Here is a 17,326-nt window from a genome sequence, read left to right as displayed (position 1 = left end):
AGATGCTCAGCGGGCGAATATCCGTGCTGGCAGGCCGCCCGCCAGACCGGTGGAGACCCGCGCTCGATGCCGGGGTGTCCAGCCGTCGCGGATCTGGAATGCGTAGCGCTGCAAGATGGTTCCCAGAACCAGGGTTCCTTCGATGTAGGCCATCCGGGTTCCCATGCATTTGCGTGGTCCGATGCTGAACGGCAGGAAGGCATTCCGATTTATCTTGTCGGTGAGGAACCGGTCGGGGTTGAACTTCTCCGGTTCCTTCCAGAACCGTGGGTCACGCTGCAGCGCATATTGGGTGATGATCACCTGTGAGCCCTTCGGGATGAAGTAGCCGCCGATCTCGTCGTCCTCGATAGCCGTTCGAATGTTGGCGGGAGCGGCCTGAAAGCGCTGTGCCTCGTCGAAACATGCCTTCAGGTACTTCAGGTTCTCGAGATCCTCGTACTCCAGCGGCTTCCCGCCGAGGGCGTCCACCTCTGCATATGCCTTGCCGAGAGCGCCGGGGTTGCGGCACAACAGCGCGATGGTCCAGGCCAGCGCTGCCGCCGTTGTTTCGAAGCCCGCGAATACCAGGCCCGCGGCCTCCGAGCGCCGTCGTCGGTGCTGCGCGTCCGGACAGCCGTCGAATTCCAGCGCTGTGAGGGTGTCCACCAGATCCGGCGTCGCGGACACCGGGCAGCCCCTCCGCTCGTCGATGAAGCGGTCGAGGACACCAAAGAGTTCCTCCTTTGACGCTTCGCCAGTGCGGTGCAAGGGGTTTGGTATCCAGCTCGGCAGGAAGTGCATGGCCACCCGGCTGATGACGTAGACGCCATACCGACGTGCACCCTCGACCGCATCGTCGATCTCGGCGGGGCTCAGCTGAACCTTGAACATCGAGCGCATCAGCCCGTCCATTACGACGGAGCCGAGTTCGTGTTCGAGGTCCACGGATTTTCCACTGTCCAGATGTCGTGACCACGCGTCGACCCGCTCGGTGATCCCTTCCATCATCAGCGGGGTCGCGGCCGCCAAGGCGCGCTCACCGAAGTACGGATTGAAGGCGGTTCGGACTCGTTTCCACTCCTGTCCTTCGAGTAGGGGGAGGGCCACGGGTTCGCCGGAGACCAACTCGATAGTGGCCTCGTGTTTGACGTAGCGATCGTGATGCCGGGTGAAGACGTGGTCGACGTAGTCGGGATGGTTGATCAACGTGAGTGTCAGTGCCGGTCGCCGCGCGGTGAATATCCGGACGATATCGCCATAGCGGTGCGCAATCTTCGGTAACAGCAGGTACGGCAGGCGAGACGGGTCGCCCAGACAACTCAGTCCGAGTGCGGCGGCGCGATGGATCGGGAGCTTCGGCGGCAGCCTGTGTTCGCGATGTGTCGGTAGCGCCGGCTCGCGGGAGCTCACGTCGGTGGCGTGCATGCCTGCCTCTTCTCTCAATCGATTCTGGGGGCGAAGTCTATGGCGGATCCAACCCGGGTGCAATACTGAATCAAAAATAGTTCTATGATTCAATACGCAGGTAGATGAGGTAATGGGAGGCATCGTGGATCGGGAATGTGCGAATTTCGCCGACCAGGCACCCATGGGTGCTGGTTCCCGTCAGGCGCCTGGGCGGGGCGGCAACCCGGTGCTGCAGGCGCACGCCACTACTATCGGCTCCGTGGTAGAGCTCGACTCGTTGCTGCGACAGCTGGCCACCGGCGCCCTGTCTGACACAAACGTGGCGACCTCGCGATTGTTGGACGTGGCACGCGAAGAGTTCATCGCCCACGGCATCGCCCGCACCGCGGTGGGTGATATCGCGCGGCGGGCCGGGGTGTCTCGGCCGACGTTGTACCGGAAGTGCGGAGACAAGGAAGACATTGTCGCGGCCGTATTGGTCCGTGAGACAACGGAATTCTTCGTCCGGGCACAGTCGGCGCTGGCACTGTTGTCGAACGCAGAGGACAGGATGGTCGAAGCTTTCGTGATGGGTATGCGCGAGGCGAGCAATCATCCCCTGGTGACGGCATTGAAAGAATTCGATGCAGAAGCTTTCTCCCGCAATGTGTTTGACACGAGCGCTGACGGATACCAGGGCCTGCTCGCCGTGACGGCGGAATTGCTGGCCGATGATGCATACCCTGTTCCCGCGGTGATGCGGGCACTCGATCTTGCGCTGCGACTGACCTCGACTTTTCTGGTGAATCCCTCGGCGCTACTGCCCACCGATACCGACGAGACCACCCGCGAATTCGCGCAACGGTACTTGCTGCCCCTCATGCGTGCTGCCCGGTAGCACGTTCGCTCCGTATTCTGGGACGGTGGCGACAGTTTTGACGGTGAATGTGGGTCCGCTGCGATCGAATCCTGGCGGCGGACCTGTGCTCACCGGGATCGACAAGCGTCCAACCGATACGGCGGTCGCGTTCCGCCGCAGCCGCCGATAGTTCGGTAACGGCACCTATCGCCTTTGTACAAGCACCGTCTGTGCGCTGGACCCGATATAGCCTTGGCGATCAAAGATTTCCGCGGTGGTCACACCGACACCGTCGGGGCCGACAGACATCCGTGCGCGCACGCCGAACTCATCGCCGTGGGGTATCCGGTGTACATGCATCACGGTGTCGGTGTTCATGTAGACGAATCGCAGCGGATTGAGAGTCGCGCCGATTCCGTTGGCGGAGTCGATCACCGAGGCCAGCCGCTGCCACGGTGTGGTCGGTTCGGCGTCCACGATATGCGCGTGCGGGCGCATCCAGGCGACTTGTGCTTCACCCGATGGCACCGAGAACCATTGGAAATCAACGGATTTCGCGTATCCGGACCCTTCGAACCCCGGCGGTTTTGGCGCAGGCGGATACTCCGGCAGTGAGGGAAAGCGGTCAATGGCCTTGTCCGCCGTCACCGATGTGGCCAGCAGCCAGGCGCTGGCCCGCGCGACCGCGCGGTATCCGCCGTTTGCGTGGGCCTCCATCTCCGCGACGGCGAGCGCGATCCGGCGGCCCGGCCGCTCGATCCAGGCGCGTACCCGCACCGGCTCAAGCGGTACCGGGCCAAGGATGTCGAGTGCCACCCGGCCGATCCGCAGACTTTCGCGCGGTTCGGGGAGCTCTTCGATGGCTTTGAGTAGCAAGGCCATTGGGGGCGAGCCATGCTGCAGATTGGGGCCCCACCCGCTGGCGGTCAACTCGGTAGATTCGAAGACCTGGTAGTCGCCAGATGGTTCCAACCTTTGGTAATAACAACCGGTCGTCATGCGGCATCTCCCGGAATCACGGTCGCGGAGGCTTCGGCATCTTCGATATCCGCGTCGGACACACCGTAGTCGGCGGGCCAGCCCGGGTAGGGCGGCGGCGTACCGCCGAACGCGGGACACAGTGACTGGTGGGCGCACCAATCGCATAGCCGGGAGGGGTTTGGTCGGAAGTCGCCGGTGGTGCCGAGGTTTTGAATTGTTCGCCAGATCGCCATCAGCGTCTTCTCGAACTTGAGCAGCTCGGACTCATCCGGCGTGTAGTCGAGGACCTCGCCGTCGGACAGATACAGCAGTCGCAGCCGTTGAGGCACCACTCCGCGGATGCGATAGAGCGCCACCGCGTAGAACTTCATCTGGAACAACGCCTTGGCTTCGAACAAGGCGCGGGGTGAGCGTCCCGTCTTGTAGTCCACGAGACGCATCGCACCCCCGGGCGCGATATCGATTCGGTCGATGAAGCCGCGCAGCATGGTGCCGTCGGCCAGCTCGACCTCCACGCGTTCCTCGCAACTGTCGGGATCGAACCGGGTCGGATCTTCGAGCCGGTAATAGCCGGACAACAGGTCCCGCGCTTCGTCCAGGAATCCTGGAAGGCGCTCGGCCTCGACCACCTCGGCCAGCTCCGGCTTGGCTTCCACGAGGCGTTCCCAGGCGGGCTCCACCAATCCGGCGGCGGTGGCGTACTCGCGTTCGACCGCGGGCCGGGCGTAGAGATCCTCCAGGGCGGCGTGTACGAGGCTTCCGCGCACCTGCGCGGTCGAGGCGGGCTCGGGGAGTCGGTCGATCGCACGGAACCTGTACAAAAGTGGGCACTGTTTGAAGTCGCTGGCACGGGAAGGAGACAGCGCGGGCCGCCGCGTCGGCCGGTCCTGCGTGGTGGCCTTCGCGGATGAGTCGCTTGCGCGAAGACCATCCTTCATGATTGGCAGCCTAAGCACGGAGTCCGACAGCTGTGGATGCCACGCCGCGCACAATGCCGGATGGCCCAATTCAACACATGTCACAAGTAGCCCCCAAAGTATCCGTACTGCAAGTAACGTGCACCTCCAAGTGATCACGGGCAGCGACGCCCTGTCCGGGAGGAACCGCAGTGACGACGGCAAAGCATCGAAGCGCCCGCACCATTTCGCGGCCGAGGGACACGTCGCTCGCCGGGGCGGGTTTGGCCGCGCAATGGACCGCGGTGGCGGACGGACCGAGTCGATACCCGGGCGTGTCGTTTACTCCCAATGTGTCGATACCGCTGGCCGACGGCACCGTGCTCAAGGCCCAGGTATTTCGTCCGGCCAACGCCGACGGCACGCCGGTGGGTGACCCGGTGCCGGTGCTCTTCAACCTGACCCCCTACAACAAGTCAGTCACCCACCTGGCGGCCTGGCTGCTGCGAGGACTGCAACGGTTCGGTATCACCGCGCCCGCCACGCCGCCAAAGAATCCGCGCTGGTTTGAGCTCGCCGAACTCGCGAGGGCCATTCCGGGTGGCGGTCTGACGACATTCGGGGTGAACGATCCGCTGATCCGCAGCGGCTACGCACAGGTGGTCGTCGATGTGCGCGGTACAGGTGCGTCCACCGGCGACTGGGGGATGTTCGACGACATCGAACAGCGCGACACCGCCGAGGTGGTGGCCTGGGCGCAAGCGCAACCATGGTGCGACGGCTCGGTGGGAATGTATGGCATCTCGTACTGCTCGATAAATTCCCTGCAGGCGGCCGGTAATCGAGTGCCCGGGCTCGGCGCGGTGTTTGCGGTCGAGCCTGTCAGCGACATATCCCGTGATCTCATGAAAACCGGTGGGGCGCAGACGCTCTTCCTGCCGGTGTGGATGCTTGCGGTGGCACTGGCCAAATGGCTGCCGTCACCATCGGATGTGATCCGCGGCGGGGTGGACCTGCGCTGGCTCGGCGGGCGATTGCGGCGGCCGCTGAACCGTTTGGTGAGGTACATCTTTGAGGGCTTGCGCGGTCACGGATCGCTCATCGACGACGACGCCTACTTCCAGCGGATCAGTCCACGGTTCGAGGACATCGAGATCCCGACATTCGTCTATGGGGCCTGGGATGACATCTTTGGTCCGTCCGCGCTACGTATCCACCGGCGCACCCATGTGCCGGACGGCAAGTTTCAGGTCGTCATCAATGAGGGGTACCACGGCTCCCCGGGTTCGCAGCTCGGCAGACAGGACGCACCGCCGCGTCTCGATGTCTTGCAGCGCGCGTGGTTTGACAAGTGGCTCAAGGGAATTGACAACGGCATCGAAAGCTATGGTCCGGTCACGTTGCAGCAGCAGAATGGCGGCTGGCACACCTTGGAGGCCTTTCCTCGATCCGAAGCGACGCCGCGGCGGTTCTACCTGGATGCCGAACCTTCGGGATTTGGGGCGCATTCGGCGTTTGACGGATCGCTCGGCGGCGCCGCACCGCTCAACCGAACCGAGCATTCCCTGCACCGTCGACTCGGCCTGCTGAAGTCGCCCACGACATCGCGGCTGGTAGCGGGCGGCACGGCGGTGTTGGGGACCTCGGGCCTCAAGGACTCGCGTCACTTCGAACGTGGTGCACTGACATTCACCAGCGTTCCCGCCCAGGAGCCATGGGTTATCTCCGGATCCCTCAACCTTCATCTGCGCACCAAGTCTCTAGGTACAGAGGCATTCTGGGTTGTATCGGTGACGGACGTGGGGCCGGACGGGTTCTCCCGAATGCTTGCCGAGGGCGCATTGCTGGCATCGCGTCGTGGCGTGGACGAGGACAAGAGTCTGCGGACCGTCGACGGTGACTACCTGTCGCCCTGGCATCACACCGGCCTGGGGCACAAGCTTCCGGTGAAACCCGGTGTGCCAACGACTCTCGACATCGACCTGACCGAGGTTGACGCTGTGATCGCGGCTGGCCATCGACTGCGGGTCGTTATCTCGGCAGCCAGCCTGCCTCGGTACATTCCGTCTGTTCCCGAGCTGTGGGCCAGCAGGCACGGACAGTCGGTGCTGCTGGATCCAGACGCGCCGAGCTACTTGGTGGCCCCGGTGGTCGACGGCTCCGCTGTCGGGGCTGCGTAGTCCTCATTAGTTCATCTATCCCTAATCTATTTTTCTGTAACTTACGGTACCGTAGGTTAGGGATCGCGGGACAGCCGTGCAGAGAGGTGGACGAGATGGTGACTGGATTGCAAACACGATTGCTCACCGAGTTGGAGCCCGTCGTCGAGGAGAATCTCGAACGGCACCTTGGTGTCGCACGACCATGGGCCCCACATGATTACGTGCCCTGGAGTCGGGGCCGGGACTTCGCATTCCTCGGCGGCGAGGACTGGAAACCTGAGGACAGCCCGCTCGATCCGGTCGCTCAGGCGGCGTTGGTCGTCAATCTGCTGACCGAGGACAACCTGCCGTCCTATCACCGCGAGATCGCCACGAGATTCGGACGCGACGGCGCGTGGGGGACGTGGGTGGGCCAGTGGACGGCCGAGGAGGGGCGTCACAGCATCGCGCTTCGCGACTACCTGGTGGTCACCCGCGGTGTCGACCCGAGCAACCTCGAAGCAATGCGTATGGCGCACACCGTGGCCGGTTACGACTCGGGTGACAAGACACCCCTGGAGGCGCTGGCCTACGTGTCGTTCCAAGAGCTGGCCACCCGGATATCCCATCGCAATACCGGAAGGGCCTCAGGCTGCCCGATCGCCGACCAGCTGCTGGCACGGGTTGCGTTGGACGAGAACCTGCACATGATCTTCTACCGCAATCTGATGTCGGCAGCATTCGATATCGAGCCCGATGCCGCGATGCAGGCGATCTGCAAGGAGATCGTCGGCTTCGTGATGCCCGGTATGGGGATGGAAGGCTTCGCAGAGAAGGCGATAGCCATCGCCAAGGCTGGTATCTACGACCTGCGTATCCACCACGACGACGTCCTGCAGCCCATCCTGCGTTTCTGGCGTGTGTTCGAACGTTCCGATATCGGGCCCGAAGGTGAGCAGGCTCGCGAGACCCTGGCGAAATTCCTTGCCGCTGTGGATGACCGCGCGAAGTTCTACGAGGAGAAGGCGGCAGCGCGCGCGGCTAGAGGTGCCTGAACGCGATTACCGGAGGTCACCCGCGGTTGGCGGATGGCCTCCGGTAATCAGCTAGTGACTCCTGGATTCAGACCTACCTCGACGTGCTGCTGCCCGCTCGCTGTGCGGATCGCTGCCCGCCGCCACCACCACTGCGCCGCGGTGCTCGTGCCGGCCGTCCCTCGGCGCCGCCGCGGGGCCGGTGTGAACGCTGGCCACGCGGGCTGTTCGCGGCGGGGGAGCCGTTAACTTTCTGGGCGGGAGCAGGTTTCACATACGGTCCCACCTCACCCACCAAAGTCTTGACCTCATCGGAGTGAGCCGTCACCTGCAGCGGAGTGGCCGTGATGGCGGCCTTGCGCAGCAGCTGCGTGACATCGCGGCGCTGCTCGGGCAGCACCACGGTCACCACATCGCCGGTGCCACCGGCGCGGGCAGTCCGGCCCGACCGGTGCAGGTATGCCTTGTGCTCGGCAGGCGGGTCAACGTGTACGACCAACGTCACGTCATCGACGTGAACGCCCCGCGCCGCCACGTCCGTGGCAACCAACACCCGTGCCTGGCCACTGGAGAAGGCGGCGAGGTTACGGTCGCGCGCACCCTGAGAAAGGTTGCCGTGCAAGTCGACCGACGGGATGCCTGACTGGTTGAGCTGATGCGCGAGCCGCTTCGCCTGATGCTTCGTGCGCATGAACAGGATGCGCCGCCCGGCCCCGGAGGCCAGCGTGTTGACGAGATCGCGCTTGGCATCGGGGCCGCTGACGGTGAACACATGATGCGTCATCGCGGCCACGGGGGAGTCGACGGAGTCGACGGAGTGCTCGGCGGGATTGTGCAGGAACCGCTTGACGAGTTTGTCGACGTCGTTATCCAAGGTGGCCGAGAACAGCAGGCGCTGGCCGGAACTCGGTGTCGCGGCAAGCAGCCGGGTCACCGCGGGCAGGAAGCCGAGGTCGGCCATGTGGTCGGCCTCGTCCAGCACGCAGATCTCCACGGCGTCCAGGGACAGTTGGCGTTGCTTCAGAAGATCTTCCAGGCGTCCCGGGCAGGCGACCACGATGTCGACACCTGCCGAGAGGGCCTGCACCTGCCGGTGCTGGGAGACTCCACCGAAGATGGTGGTGACCTTGAGGCGGCAGGCCGCCGCCAAAGGTTCAATGACTGCGCTGATTTGGGTCGCGAGCTCCCGGGTGGGTGCCAGCACGAGTGCACGTGGCTTACGCGGTACCCGGTTGCCGCTGGCAATACGGGCGACGAGGGGAATCGAGAATGCGAGAGTCTTTCCGCTGCCGGTCTTTCCGCGGGCGAGTACGTCACGGCCGCCGAGAGTGTCGGGCAGCGTCGCGGCCTGGATGGGGAACGGCGCGTTGATTCCGCCGGCCCGCAAGACGTCGATAAATGGTGCGGGCACACCGAGGGAAGTAAATGTGGGTTCAGACATGGGTGATTAAACGCCTTTCGAGGCATTGTGGTGGCGAGATTGCCAATGGGCAATATCGATCGCCGAGAGAAGAGCCTGAAAGTCTGCCTAAATTCACACCGGCTGACGAAAGAAACGTTCTTCGACGCGAGCGCAAATTCAGCGCTCAGTGACACACACTACTGCCTGTTGGCATCTATAGCTAAACCTGTGCGACGAAACACACTGGTGACGGCTACTCCGGCCTGTCCTGATATCTGCCCGATTCGGAGTCGGCAACGGATACCTGGCAAGGTAAGCGGATGACTCGGACCGGACCTTTCGTCGTCGGTGATCGTGTACAGCTGACCGATCCCAAGGGCCGGCACTACACGATGGTGCTCGAGCCCGGCAAGGAGTTCCACACCCATCGCGGCGCCATTGTGCATGACGGCGTGATCGGTATCGCCGAGGGCAGCGTCGTGAAATCAACCAACGGTGATTCGTTCCTGGTGCTGCGCCCACTGCTTATTGACTATGTGCTGTCGATGCCGCGCGGCGCGCAGGTGATCTATCCGAAGGACGCCGCGCAGATCGTGCACGACGGCGATATCTTCCCCGGCGCGCGGGTGCTGGAGGCCGGTGCGGGATCGGGTGCACTCACCTGTTCGCTGGTGCGGGCGGTGGGACCCGAGGGAACGGTGATCTCCTACGAGGTTCGTGAGGATCACGCGGAACACGCTGTGCGTAACGTCACAACGTTCTTCGGTGAGCGACCTGATAACTGGGAGCTAGTACTCGGGGACCTGGCCGAGCGGCCCGCGGATGCCGGTGCGGTCGATCGCGTGGTGCTGGACATGCTGGCCCCCTGGGAGACTTTGCCTGCGGTCGCCGGATCCCTGGTGCCCGGCGGCGTGCTCATCATCTACGTCGCCACCGTCACCCAGTTGTCGCGAGTGGTCGAGGCGCTTCGCGAGCAGCAATGCTGGACCGAGCCGAGATCGTGGGAAACGATGCAGCGCGGCTGGAATGTCGTGGGGCTGGCGGTGCGTCCCGAACACAACATGCGGGGTCACACCGCGTTCTTGGTGAGTGCTCGCCGTCTGGCGCCGGACACGATCACCCCGCCGCCGCTGCGGCGTAAGCGCTTACCGACCTAGGGCGCCAACTACCGGGGCGGCACAGGAGCCGGCGCCTCGGTAGCAGGCGCACCCGGTGCAGCCGTCTCGTGGGGTACTCCGGTCCCTGCGAGGCTGGTTCCGGTCTTGAGTAACAGCTCGGAGGTCCGCTTCGACAGCTTCCAGCCGTCATTCTCAGACGAGAACGACATCGGGATGGCGAATCCGCCCATCTTGGGGCTCGGGCTGTTGATGGTGACGACGGCTTCGACATCGCCCGATGTCTCCGTCGACCACTTGGGGTCCTTCACGGTGAACGACAGCGGCGAGAACCCGGCGTCGCTGATCGCCTTGGTGAACTTGTCCAGCTGCTCAGGGGTCGCGCCCTGCACGGAGCTGACTTTCTCGGCGCCTGGCAGATTTGGGTCGGCGAGACGATTGAGGACATCGGTCAGCACCGCCGGATCCGGCAGCGGATGACCCGGTACCGCCGCCGCGGTGGCAGATGACGCAGGCTGAGTCGCCGACGTGCTGGTGGGGCTGGCTTTATCTCCCGAGCTACAGGCGGAGAGGGCGAGGACCGCCCCGATGAGAACAGCCGGGCCTGCGGCGACGACGGCGAGGCGAAGGTGACGGGCCATGATGCAGGTGACTCCCATTCGGCGTTTCAGCTAAGTACGGTGACGATATCGGTGGGTGAGTTCATGTTGTCACCCACCACCGTTCTACCGTCCAGACTTACCGGATGCCGCCTGGATCAGTGAAATCGCCGATGCCTTGCTGATCTTCCAGCCGTCCTGGTTCACGAAGTTGATCTTCGTGGTGTACGCCTGGGTCTTGGGGCCGGTGATGGTGACCGCGGCCGCGGCGAGGCCTGGACCGGTGGACTTGATGTCAGACACCGTGAAGGCGAGTGGCAGGTAACCGTCACGGTTGGCGTTCTTGAAGGCGCGGTCGGCGTAGATCGACTCCCCGGCGCCGATGCCGCCCTCAACGAGACCGCCCTTGGCGAGGGCCGACACGCCCGGATCTGCGAGCGAGTACAGCAAACCGCCCAGCTCGTCGGAAGTAGGTGTCGCCTCGGCCGGCTCGGAAGGCACGTCCATCGGGATATCCCATGAGGCGGGGACGATGCCTGCGGGCATCGCCGTCGTTGCTGTCGGACTAGGAGAGCTGGCTGTCGGCATGGCCACACCAACCACTGCCGCCGCGAGTAAACCCAGCATGGCGGCTCCCGACACACTGGTTCGTGAGCTCACGGTTGTCCTTTCGATCGAGCTGAATGTGACGAACGCTAACAGCGTAGACATCTTAGGCAACGGGTAGACCCCGCATTACCGGCCGATCGCCGGTAGCGTTGAAGTATCCACCGCACCAATTCTCGGTGTGGGAAAGGAGGACATCATGAGTGAGTCGGAGCGTTCAGAGGCGTTCGGCACACCGGATGCCGCCGAACTGGAGCGGCTACGTCGAGAGATTGCCGCCCTTCGTCAAGAACTGGAAGGCAGTGCCTCTCAGCGGGGACCGAGCGCGGGCGATACCGGTCGTATTCGCGATCTGAACCAGCTTGAGGCTCGGGTTGACTCGTTGAACGCGCGGAACGCGAAGCTGATGGACACCCTCAAGGAGGCCCGTCAGCAGCTCCTGGCACTGCGCGAGGAGGTTGACCGGCTGGGGCAGCCACCGAGCGGTTACGGCGTGCTGTTGGCCGTGCAGAGCGACGATACGGTGGACGTGTTCACCTCGGGCCGCAAAATGCGGGTGACCTGCTCTCCCAACATCGAGACCAGTGAACTGCGCCGAGGACAGACTGTGCGCCTCAACGAGGCGCTCACCGTGGTCGAGGCCGGCAACTTCGAATCGGTCGGTGAGATCAGCACCCTGCGGGAGTTGCTCGACGACGGTCACCGTGCCCTGGTAATCGGGCATGCCGATGAGGAGCGCATCGTCTGGCTGGCCGATCCGTTGATCGCGCCCGACCTCTCCGAGGTGTCCGAGGACGCCGACGGTGCGGATCTGAAGCCCCGGAAACTGCGACCGGGTGACTCGTTGCTGGTTGATACCAAGGCCGGGTATGCCTTCGAGCGGATCCCGAAGGCCGAGGTCGAGGACCTGGTACTGGAAGAGGTTCCCGATGTCAGCTACAGCGACATCGGTGGTCTGACCCGCCAGATCGAGCAGATCCGCGATGCGGTGGAGCTGCCCTTCCTGCACAAGGACCTCTACCGGGAGTACTCACTGCGCCCGCCTAAGGGTGTGCTGCTCTACGGGCCGCCGGGATGCGGAAAGACGCTGATCGCCAAGGCAGTTGCCAACTCGCTGGCCAAGAAGATGGCCGAGATCCGTGGTGACGATTCGCGTGAGGCGAAGTCGTACTTCCTGAACATCAAGGGTCCGGAGCTGCTCAACAAGTTCGTCGGTGAGACCGAGCGGCATATCCGCTTGATCTTCCAGCGCGCCCGCGAAAAGGCCTCCGAAGGTACGCCGGTCATCGTTTTCTTCGACGAGATGGACTCGATCTTCCGCACCCGTGGTACCGGTGTCAGCTCCGATGTGGAGACGACTGTGGTGCCGCAGTTGCTCAGTGAGATCGACGGTGTCGAGGGCCTGGAGAACGTCATCGTCATCGGTGCCTCCAACCGTGAGGACATGATCGACCCCGCGATCCTGCGGCCCGGCCGTTTGGACGTCAAGATCAAGATCGAGCGGCCGGATGCCGAGTCGGCACAGGACATCTTCTCGAAGTACCTCACCGAGAAGCTGCCGGTTAACGAAGACGATCTCGCCGAGTTCGGTGGCGATCGCGGGTTGACCATCAAGGCGATGATCGAGAAGGTCGTCGACCGGATGTACGCCGAGATCGACGACAACCGGTTCCTGGAGGTCACCTATGCCAATGGTGACAAGGAAGTCATGTACTTCAAGGACTTCAACTCCGGTGCCATGATCCAGAACGTCGTGGACCGCGCGAAGAAGAACGCCATCAAGGCGGTGCTGGAGACCGGTCAGAAGGGTCTGCGGATTCAGCATCTGCTGGACTCGATCGTTGACGAGTTCGCCGAGAACGAGGATCTGCCCAACACCACCAATCCGGATGACTGGGCCCGGATCTCAGGCAAGAAGGGCGAGCGGATCGTCTACATCCGCACCCTGGTCACCGGCAAGAGCTCGAGCGCGTCGCGGGCCATCGACACCGAGTCGAGCCTGGGCCAGTACCTCTAGAACCTGCTTCACGCTCGACGCGCGGTCGCCACGGCCTGCCAGTCGCCGCGGGCGAGCCGGCGCCCGTCAGAGCGGTCGTAGCGGTCTAATAGGTCGGGAACCCGCAGGTGGTCGACGGTTCGAAAGCCGTGGTGCGCAAGCAGTTCGTCGGCTTGCGCGGCGGTCATCCCGGTGCGATAGGGCTCGCCCCGTCGGGTGACGGACTTGGATACCCGACGCACCTCGGGGCGTGGGCTGTCGTGGCCGACGATATCGGGATCTCCGTAGTCCATGACGAGCCGGCTTTCCGGCGCGCACAGCTTGGCCAACTGCGCGAGTGTCGATTCGAGGGCGGCGCCCGTCAGGTAATAGGTCACCCCGAGCCACACGACGAGTGCCGGTGCGGTCGTATCGAATCCAGCGTCGAGCAGCTGGATCGTCAGGTCATCATGCTCGAAATCGCAGGGCACCCATCGTGGATGAACTCCATGGGATTCCAGAAGACGTCGTTTCTCTCGCTGGGTCGATGGTGCGTCAACCTCGAACACCGTGACGGGTAGCGACCCGAGGTGCTGGCTGGTTGTGTCGAATCCAGCGCCAAGAATCACGACCTGGGTGATACCGGCGTCTGCGGCCGACCGTAGCTCGGCATCGGACACGCGCCGCCGCAACACGATATGGGCGTGCAGACCTCTGCACCATCGATCGAGCAGGCGTAGACCCCAGTTGGCCGCAGTGGGGGAGAGCATCGCGACACGCAGCAGAGGGTTGGTGACGAACCATCCGGACTGCGGGTCGTTCAGGAGGCCGTCGCCCTGAAGCGACTCGGCAGCCCGCTGCCACGCGTTGAACTGTGCGGTCAGACTTGCGCTTTGGTCGAGTCGTCGTTGGGGCATACCGCGAGGATAGAAAGTCGGGCGGGCCGAAACTGATGCGCTGGCAGTACGTGGCAGTGCCTGGCAGGTGCCGGCGGTGCTGGTCAGGACGATTTACCTAGCATGGCGAGTACAGCCCGAGGAGGTATCCGTGAAATCCATGAAACCCCGAGAAATGCTTTCCGCTGAACGTGCCAGCTTGGCTGAGTTCCTACACACACTGTCCGAGGATGACTGGCTGACTCCGTCCCTTTGTGCGGGCTGGCGGGTACGCGATGTCGTGGCACACGCTTCGGTCGACGCGATATCGCTGGGTGCGTATCTGGGAACCGCGCTGCGGAACCCGTCGATCAACAGGCTCAACGACGCCCTCCTCGAACGCACCGGCCATCTGTCGAATCAGGATCTGCTCCGCCATTTCGAGTCGGCGGTGCAACCCGGTGCCTTCGGCAAGATGGCGCCCGCGGCGCTTCATACCGACGCCATGGTGCACCACCAGGACATCAGGCGACCATTGGGGCAGCCGCGGACCATTCCCGTGGACCGGCTGGTTTTCGCGTTGGACCATCCGGACTTCGGCGCTCACCCGAAGCGATACACCAAGGGTCTGCGGTTCGTAGCCGACGATGTGGATTGGGGCAAGGGCGACGGGCCCGAAGTCCACGGCACCGGGGAAGCGCTGGTGTTGGCGATGGCGGGCCGTCCGGTAGTGCTCAGTGAACTCGAAGGCGATGGCGTGCCGATCCTGGCCGGGCGAATGGCTTGACGTCACGCCCGGCTTGAGGCGGCCAGGTAGACATCGCGTCCCGCTAGGCTCACCGCGACATCGGCAATCAGCGGCTCGAAGAACCGACTGCGGTACTGCGGGTCGATGCTGCTGTTGACGGTGAAGTACAGACCGGACAGCACCGAGACCAATAGCGACATGTGGATCAGCGTCTGCGGCACACCGATCCGAATACCGAACCATGTCCCCGAGCATGGCGGGGCGGCCCCGGACGGGCATGCGGATTCGCCGGCCCAGAGCGCCATCACATCATGTGGCACCGCCACGATGCCGAGCAACATAAAGAAGGCGAACACCCCGGAAGTGAAGAAGACCACCTGAATGGCCTGCGAAACCACCATCACCAGCAGCACATTCAACTTTTCGGGCCACCGTAGTGCGGGTCGGGGTACTTCGGCATCGGTGAGGTCCGCCAGCGGCGTCCCGGTGAGCAATGCCGCGGTGTTGGGGCCCTCCGAGCGATTCTCTCGCAGGCCGGCCAGCTCGTCGCGCACGGTGGCGAACATGAAAACTGTCGCCGTCAGTGCCAGGAATCCAATTGTCTGCCAGAGTCTTTCACGAGTGGTCCGGGCCGATAACTGCCACAATTCGCCGGTGAAGAAGACCACAACCGTCAGCATGAGCAGCGGCAAGGCGCGGGACATGAGTGTGCCCAGCGCGCCGAATTGCGTTGAGGCATAACGCAAAGCCCATAGCCCGATTGATCCGGCGCCCAGGTAGGTCAGCCAGATGAGCGCCAACGCGGCCGCGAGATATGCTGGCATCCGCGTGGCGGCCGCTGCCCACGTGCCGGTATCGACCGCAGGCAAGCCGATCACGAAGATCGCTATGACAAGCCAGGACAGGGCGCGGCGCGCAGTATCGGCGCGGAGCGTACCGATGCGCTGTAGCGCCGTGAGTATCAGCGGCTGTGCGGCCATTAGTAGCGCCACCACCGCGAGCAGGATCATCAGCATGATCGAGCGCGTGTCGTTGTCGGTGGAGATGAGCTCGTAGAGCGCCGCACCTGCACCCGCCACCCCGATCATGGGTGCGGCGCGATCGATCAGTTCACGCGAGCGCACTCGACGGTCTAGGACGACGGGCAGTCCTCGTGCCAGGAACCACTCATGGACGTCCTCAAGGTTGCGCACCACGTCATGATCGCCCGAGCAGTGGCGATAATCGCCGACGCGATACGGCGTGTTTCGAGGGGAATCGGTGCACGAAGGCCCTGGTCGATTGGGGAAAACGCGCGTACGTTGAACCTATCGGGCGGCCGGATCGTGTAACGGTCGGAGGTGTTTCATGGCGGATGGGCAGGCGAGCCCTGATGGTGTTCGCGCAATCGGCTCATCAGGGCTGATGCGGGCCTTTTACGACGAGTACGCGGGTCCGCTGCATCGCTATGTCATGTATCTGACCCACGACTCGGCGCTGTCGGAAGACATCGTGCAGGAAGTGTTGTTGCGCGCCTGGCGGCATCCGACGCTCGTCAACCAGACCGAGGGCTCGGCGCGTGCCTGGCTGTTCACGGTCGCCCACAATCTGGTGCGCGATAACGCACGGAGCTCGCGTTTCCGCAGCGAGATAGCCACCGCCGAGACACCCGAGTTCGCGTCCCCGGATCAGGTGGATGCGACGTTGGACGCATGGCTCGTCGCCGAGGCGCTGCGTTCACTGTCCACCGACCACCGAGCAGTCATTCTGCGTGCGTATTACCGCGGCAGCTCGGTCGTCGATATTGCCGCTGAACTGGGTGTGCCCGAGGGCACCGTCAAATCACGCCTTCACTATGGTGTACGCGCACTGCGGTTGTCGCTGCAGGAAATGGGGGTCACGCGATGACTATCGAACACGTCTACGCCGACTGGGATGCCGCCTATGTGATGGGTGCGTTGTCGTCGACCGAACGCCGTGAGTATGAACAGCACCTGGTTGACTGCGCCAGCTGCCAACGCGCCCTCTCCGAGGTGACCGCCATGCCCGGCCTGTTGTCGATGGTTGATCGCGACTACGCCGAGAAGATGGAACTCGAAGACCCGCCGGCGCTGGCCAAGCCGGCCACCAGCTGCCCGGTATCGGCACTATGGCCCAAGCTGCAGGCTCGGTGGCGCCGGCAGAGCGCCGTGCGTCGGCTCGGCTATGTTGGCGCGGTCGGGGTAGCGGCAGCCATCGCGCTGACGGTTTCTCTGGTGCCGCCGCCCTGGTATCACCGGCCCGCGCCGATGAATGTCGCAGCGGGCTCGTTGCCGTCGGGCGAGCACTGGCAGCCGATGCGCCAGGTGACACCCTCGCCGTTGAGCGCTCAGGTGGCGCTCGTCCGTGACAGCGTCGGCACTCGCATCGAAATGTGGTGCAGCTACCCCGTGTACGGAGACGATCCCGATGACGCCACGGCGCCGTATGCGCTGCGGATCGGTACCCGCGACGGCGGGAGCATCATCGCCAGCACGTGGACGGCCAAGCCGGGCTCGACGATGATGACATCGACAACTGTCCCGATGTCGCCGGATCAGATCGAGAGTGTCCAGGTGATCGACCATCACGGCGACGCCTCACCACTGGTGTTCCTCGAACTGCGCCGCTGAAGTTCCTCACCCGCGAGGCTCCTGGCGCTTTGACGTGCCCATATTCAGACTACCTGAAACTCGATTCATATTGTGCCATCACATGATTGAGATGACT

16 protein-coding genes and 1 pseudogene are annotated in these 17,326 nt (G+C 63.7%); 9 read left to right on the top strand and 8 right to left on the bottom strand.

Annotated features, from left to right (window positions below; genetic code table 11):
- Positions 1-6: 6 nt before the first annotated feature.
- Positions 7-1,407 (bottom strand): cytochrome P450, encoded by a 1,401-nt coding sequence (locus MLB1_RS18645; protein ID WP_180751341.1) that lies wholly within the window; start codon positions 1,405-1,407, stop codon positions 7-9.
- A 163-nt stretch (positions 1,408-1,570) separates the two neighbouring features.
- Here MLB1_RS18645 and MLB1_RS18640 point away from each other — a divergent pair, with 163 nt between their 5' ends.
- Positions 1,571-2,266: a TetR/AcrR family transcriptional regulator gene (locus MLB1_RS18640; RefSeq protein WP_180751590.1), complete on the top strand. Its 696-nt coding sequence runs from the start codon at positions 1,571-1,573 to the stop codon at positions 2,264-2,266.
- A 25-nt stretch (positions 2,267-2,291) separates the two neighbouring features.
- Positions 2,292-2,402: pseudogene (locus tag MLB1_RS24150) on the top strand (MOSC domain-containing protein); the annotation flags it as partial.
- 29 nt (positions 2,403-2,431) lie between these two features.
- Here the strand turns inward: MLB1_RS24150 and MLB1_RS18630 are convergent.
- Complete coding sequence (locus MLB1_RS18630) at positions 2,432-3,226, bottom strand: thioesterase family protein (protein ID WP_180751340.1); 795 nt, start codon at positions 3,224-3,226, stop codon at positions 2,432-2,434.
- Positions 3,223-4,146, bottom strand: a complete 924-nt coding sequence (locus tag MLB1_RS18625; RefSeq protein WP_255486020.1) for a RecB family exonuclease — start codon at positions 4,144-4,146, stop codon at positions 3,223-3,225. Before MLB1_RS18625 ends, MLB1_RS18630 begins: the two co-directional genes overlap by 4 nt.
- Positions 4,147-4,316: 170 nt before the next feature.
- Between MLB1_RS18625 and MLB1_RS18620 the strand changes: the two genes are divergently transcribed.
- Positions 4,317-6,284: a CocE/NonD family hydrolase gene (locus MLB1_RS18620; protein ID WP_180751339.1), complete on the top strand. Its 1,968-nt coding sequence runs from the start codon at positions 4,317-4,319 to the stop codon at positions 6,282-6,284.
- Positions 6,285-6,379: 95 nt separating this feature from the next.
- Positions 6,380-7,300 carry an acyl-ACP desaturase gene (locus MLB1_RS18615; protein WP_180751338.1) on the top strand — a complete coding sequence of 307 codons (921 nt, stop codon included), beginning with the start codon at positions 6,380-6,382 and terminating at the stop codon, positions 7,298-7,300.
- A gap of 73 nt (positions 7,301-7,373) precedes the next feature.
- On the opposite strand, the gene MLB1_RS18610 is transcribed toward MLB1_RS18615, so the two are convergent.
- Positions 7,374-8,690 carry a DEAD/DEAH box helicase gene (locus MLB1_RS18610; protein WP_180751588.1) on the bottom strand — a complete coding sequence of 439 codons (1,317 nt, stop codon included), beginning with the start codon at positions 8,688-8,690 and terminating at the stop codon, positions 7,374-7,376.
- Positions 8,691-9,001: 311 nt separating this feature from the next.
- Here MLB1_RS18610 and MLB1_RS18605 point away from each other — a divergent pair, with 311 nt between their 5' ends.
- On the top strand, positions 9,002-9,838 hold the full coding sequence (locus tag MLB1_RS18605; protein WP_180751337.1) for a tRNA (adenine-N1)-methyltransferase: 837 nt from the start codon (positions 9,002-9,004) through the stop codon (positions 9,836-9,838).
- Between the two features lie 8 nt (positions 9,839-9,846).
- Here the strand turns inward: MLB1_RS18605 and MLB1_RS18600 are convergent, their stop codons facing one another.
- Both MLB1_RS18600 and MLB1_RS18595 read right to left on the bottom strand, forming a co-directional pair.
- Positions 9,847-10,455, bottom strand: coding sequence for a hypothetical protein (locus tag MLB1_RS18600; protein ID WP_180751336.1), 609 nt, complete (start codon positions 10,453-10,455; stop codon positions 9,847-9,849).
- A 66-nt stretch (positions 10,456-10,521) separates the two neighbouring features.
- On the bottom strand, positions 10,522-11,037 hold the full coding sequence (locus MLB1_RS18595; RefSeq protein WP_180751587.1) for a hypothetical protein: 516 nt from the start codon (positions 11,035-11,037) through the stop codon (positions 10,522-10,524).
- A 163-nt stretch (positions 11,038-11,200) separates the two neighbouring features.
- Here MLB1_RS18595 and arc point away from each other — a divergent pair, with 163 nt between their 5' ends.
- On the top strand, positions 11,201-13,018 hold the full coding sequence (gene arc, locus MLB1_RS18590) for a proteasome ATPase (protein WP_180751335.1): 1,818 nt from the start codon (positions 11,201-11,203) through the stop codon (positions 13,016-13,018).
- An 8-nt stretch (positions 13,019-13,026) separates the two neighbouring features.
- Here arc and MLB1_RS18585 read toward each other — a convergent pair whose 3' ends face one another.
- A complete protein-coding gene (locus tag MLB1_RS18585) occupies positions 13,027-13,893 on the bottom strand; it encodes an SAM-dependent methyltransferase (RefSeq protein WP_180751334.1) in 867 nt (288 codons plus the stop codon).
- A gap of 139 nt (positions 13,894-14,032) precedes the next feature.
- Here MLB1_RS18585 and MLB1_RS18580 point away from each other — a divergent pair, with 139 nt between their 5' ends.
- On the top strand, positions 14,033-14,638 hold the full coding sequence (locus MLB1_RS18580) for a maleylpyruvate isomerase family mycothiol-dependent enzyme (RefSeq protein WP_255486037.1): 606 nt from the start codon (positions 14,033-14,035) through the stop codon (positions 14,636-14,638).
- Between the two features lie 2 nt (positions 14,639-14,640).
- On the opposite strand, the gene MLB1_RS18575 is transcribed toward MLB1_RS18580, so the two are convergent.
- On the bottom strand, positions 14,641-15,792 hold the full coding sequence (locus tag MLB1_RS18575; protein ID WP_358147878.1) for a hypothetical protein: 1,152 nt from the start codon (positions 15,790-15,792) through the stop codon (positions 14,641-14,643).
- A 211-nt stretch (positions 15,793-16,003) separates the two neighbouring features.
- Between MLB1_RS18575 and MLB1_RS18570 the strand changes: the two genes are divergently transcribed.
- Together MLB1_RS18570 and MLB1_RS18565 are read left to right on the top strand one after the other, a co-directional pair.
- Complete coding sequence (locus MLB1_RS18570) at positions 16,004-16,486, top strand: sigma-70 family RNA polymerase sigma factor (RefSeq protein ID WP_180751585.1); 483 nt, start codon at positions 16,004-16,006, stop codon at positions 16,484-16,486.
- Positions 16,483-17,229, top strand: a complete 747-nt coding sequence (locus tag MLB1_RS18565; protein WP_180751332.1) for a zf-HC2 domain-containing protein — start codon at positions 16,483-16,485, stop codon at positions 17,227-17,229. The genes MLB1_RS18570 and MLB1_RS18565 overlap by 4 nt, the downstream gene beginning before the upstream one ends.
- Positions 17,230-17,326 lie beyond the last annotated feature (97 nt).

The sequence above is a fragment of the Mycobacteroides sp. LB1 genome (assembly GCF_013449725.1).
Lineage (GTDB): Bacteria > Actinomycetota > Actinomycetes > Mycobacteriales > Mycobacteriaceae > Mycobacterium.
Note: the sequence above shows the minus strand (reverse complement) of the source record. Positions and strands in the feature narration are given on the sequence as shown.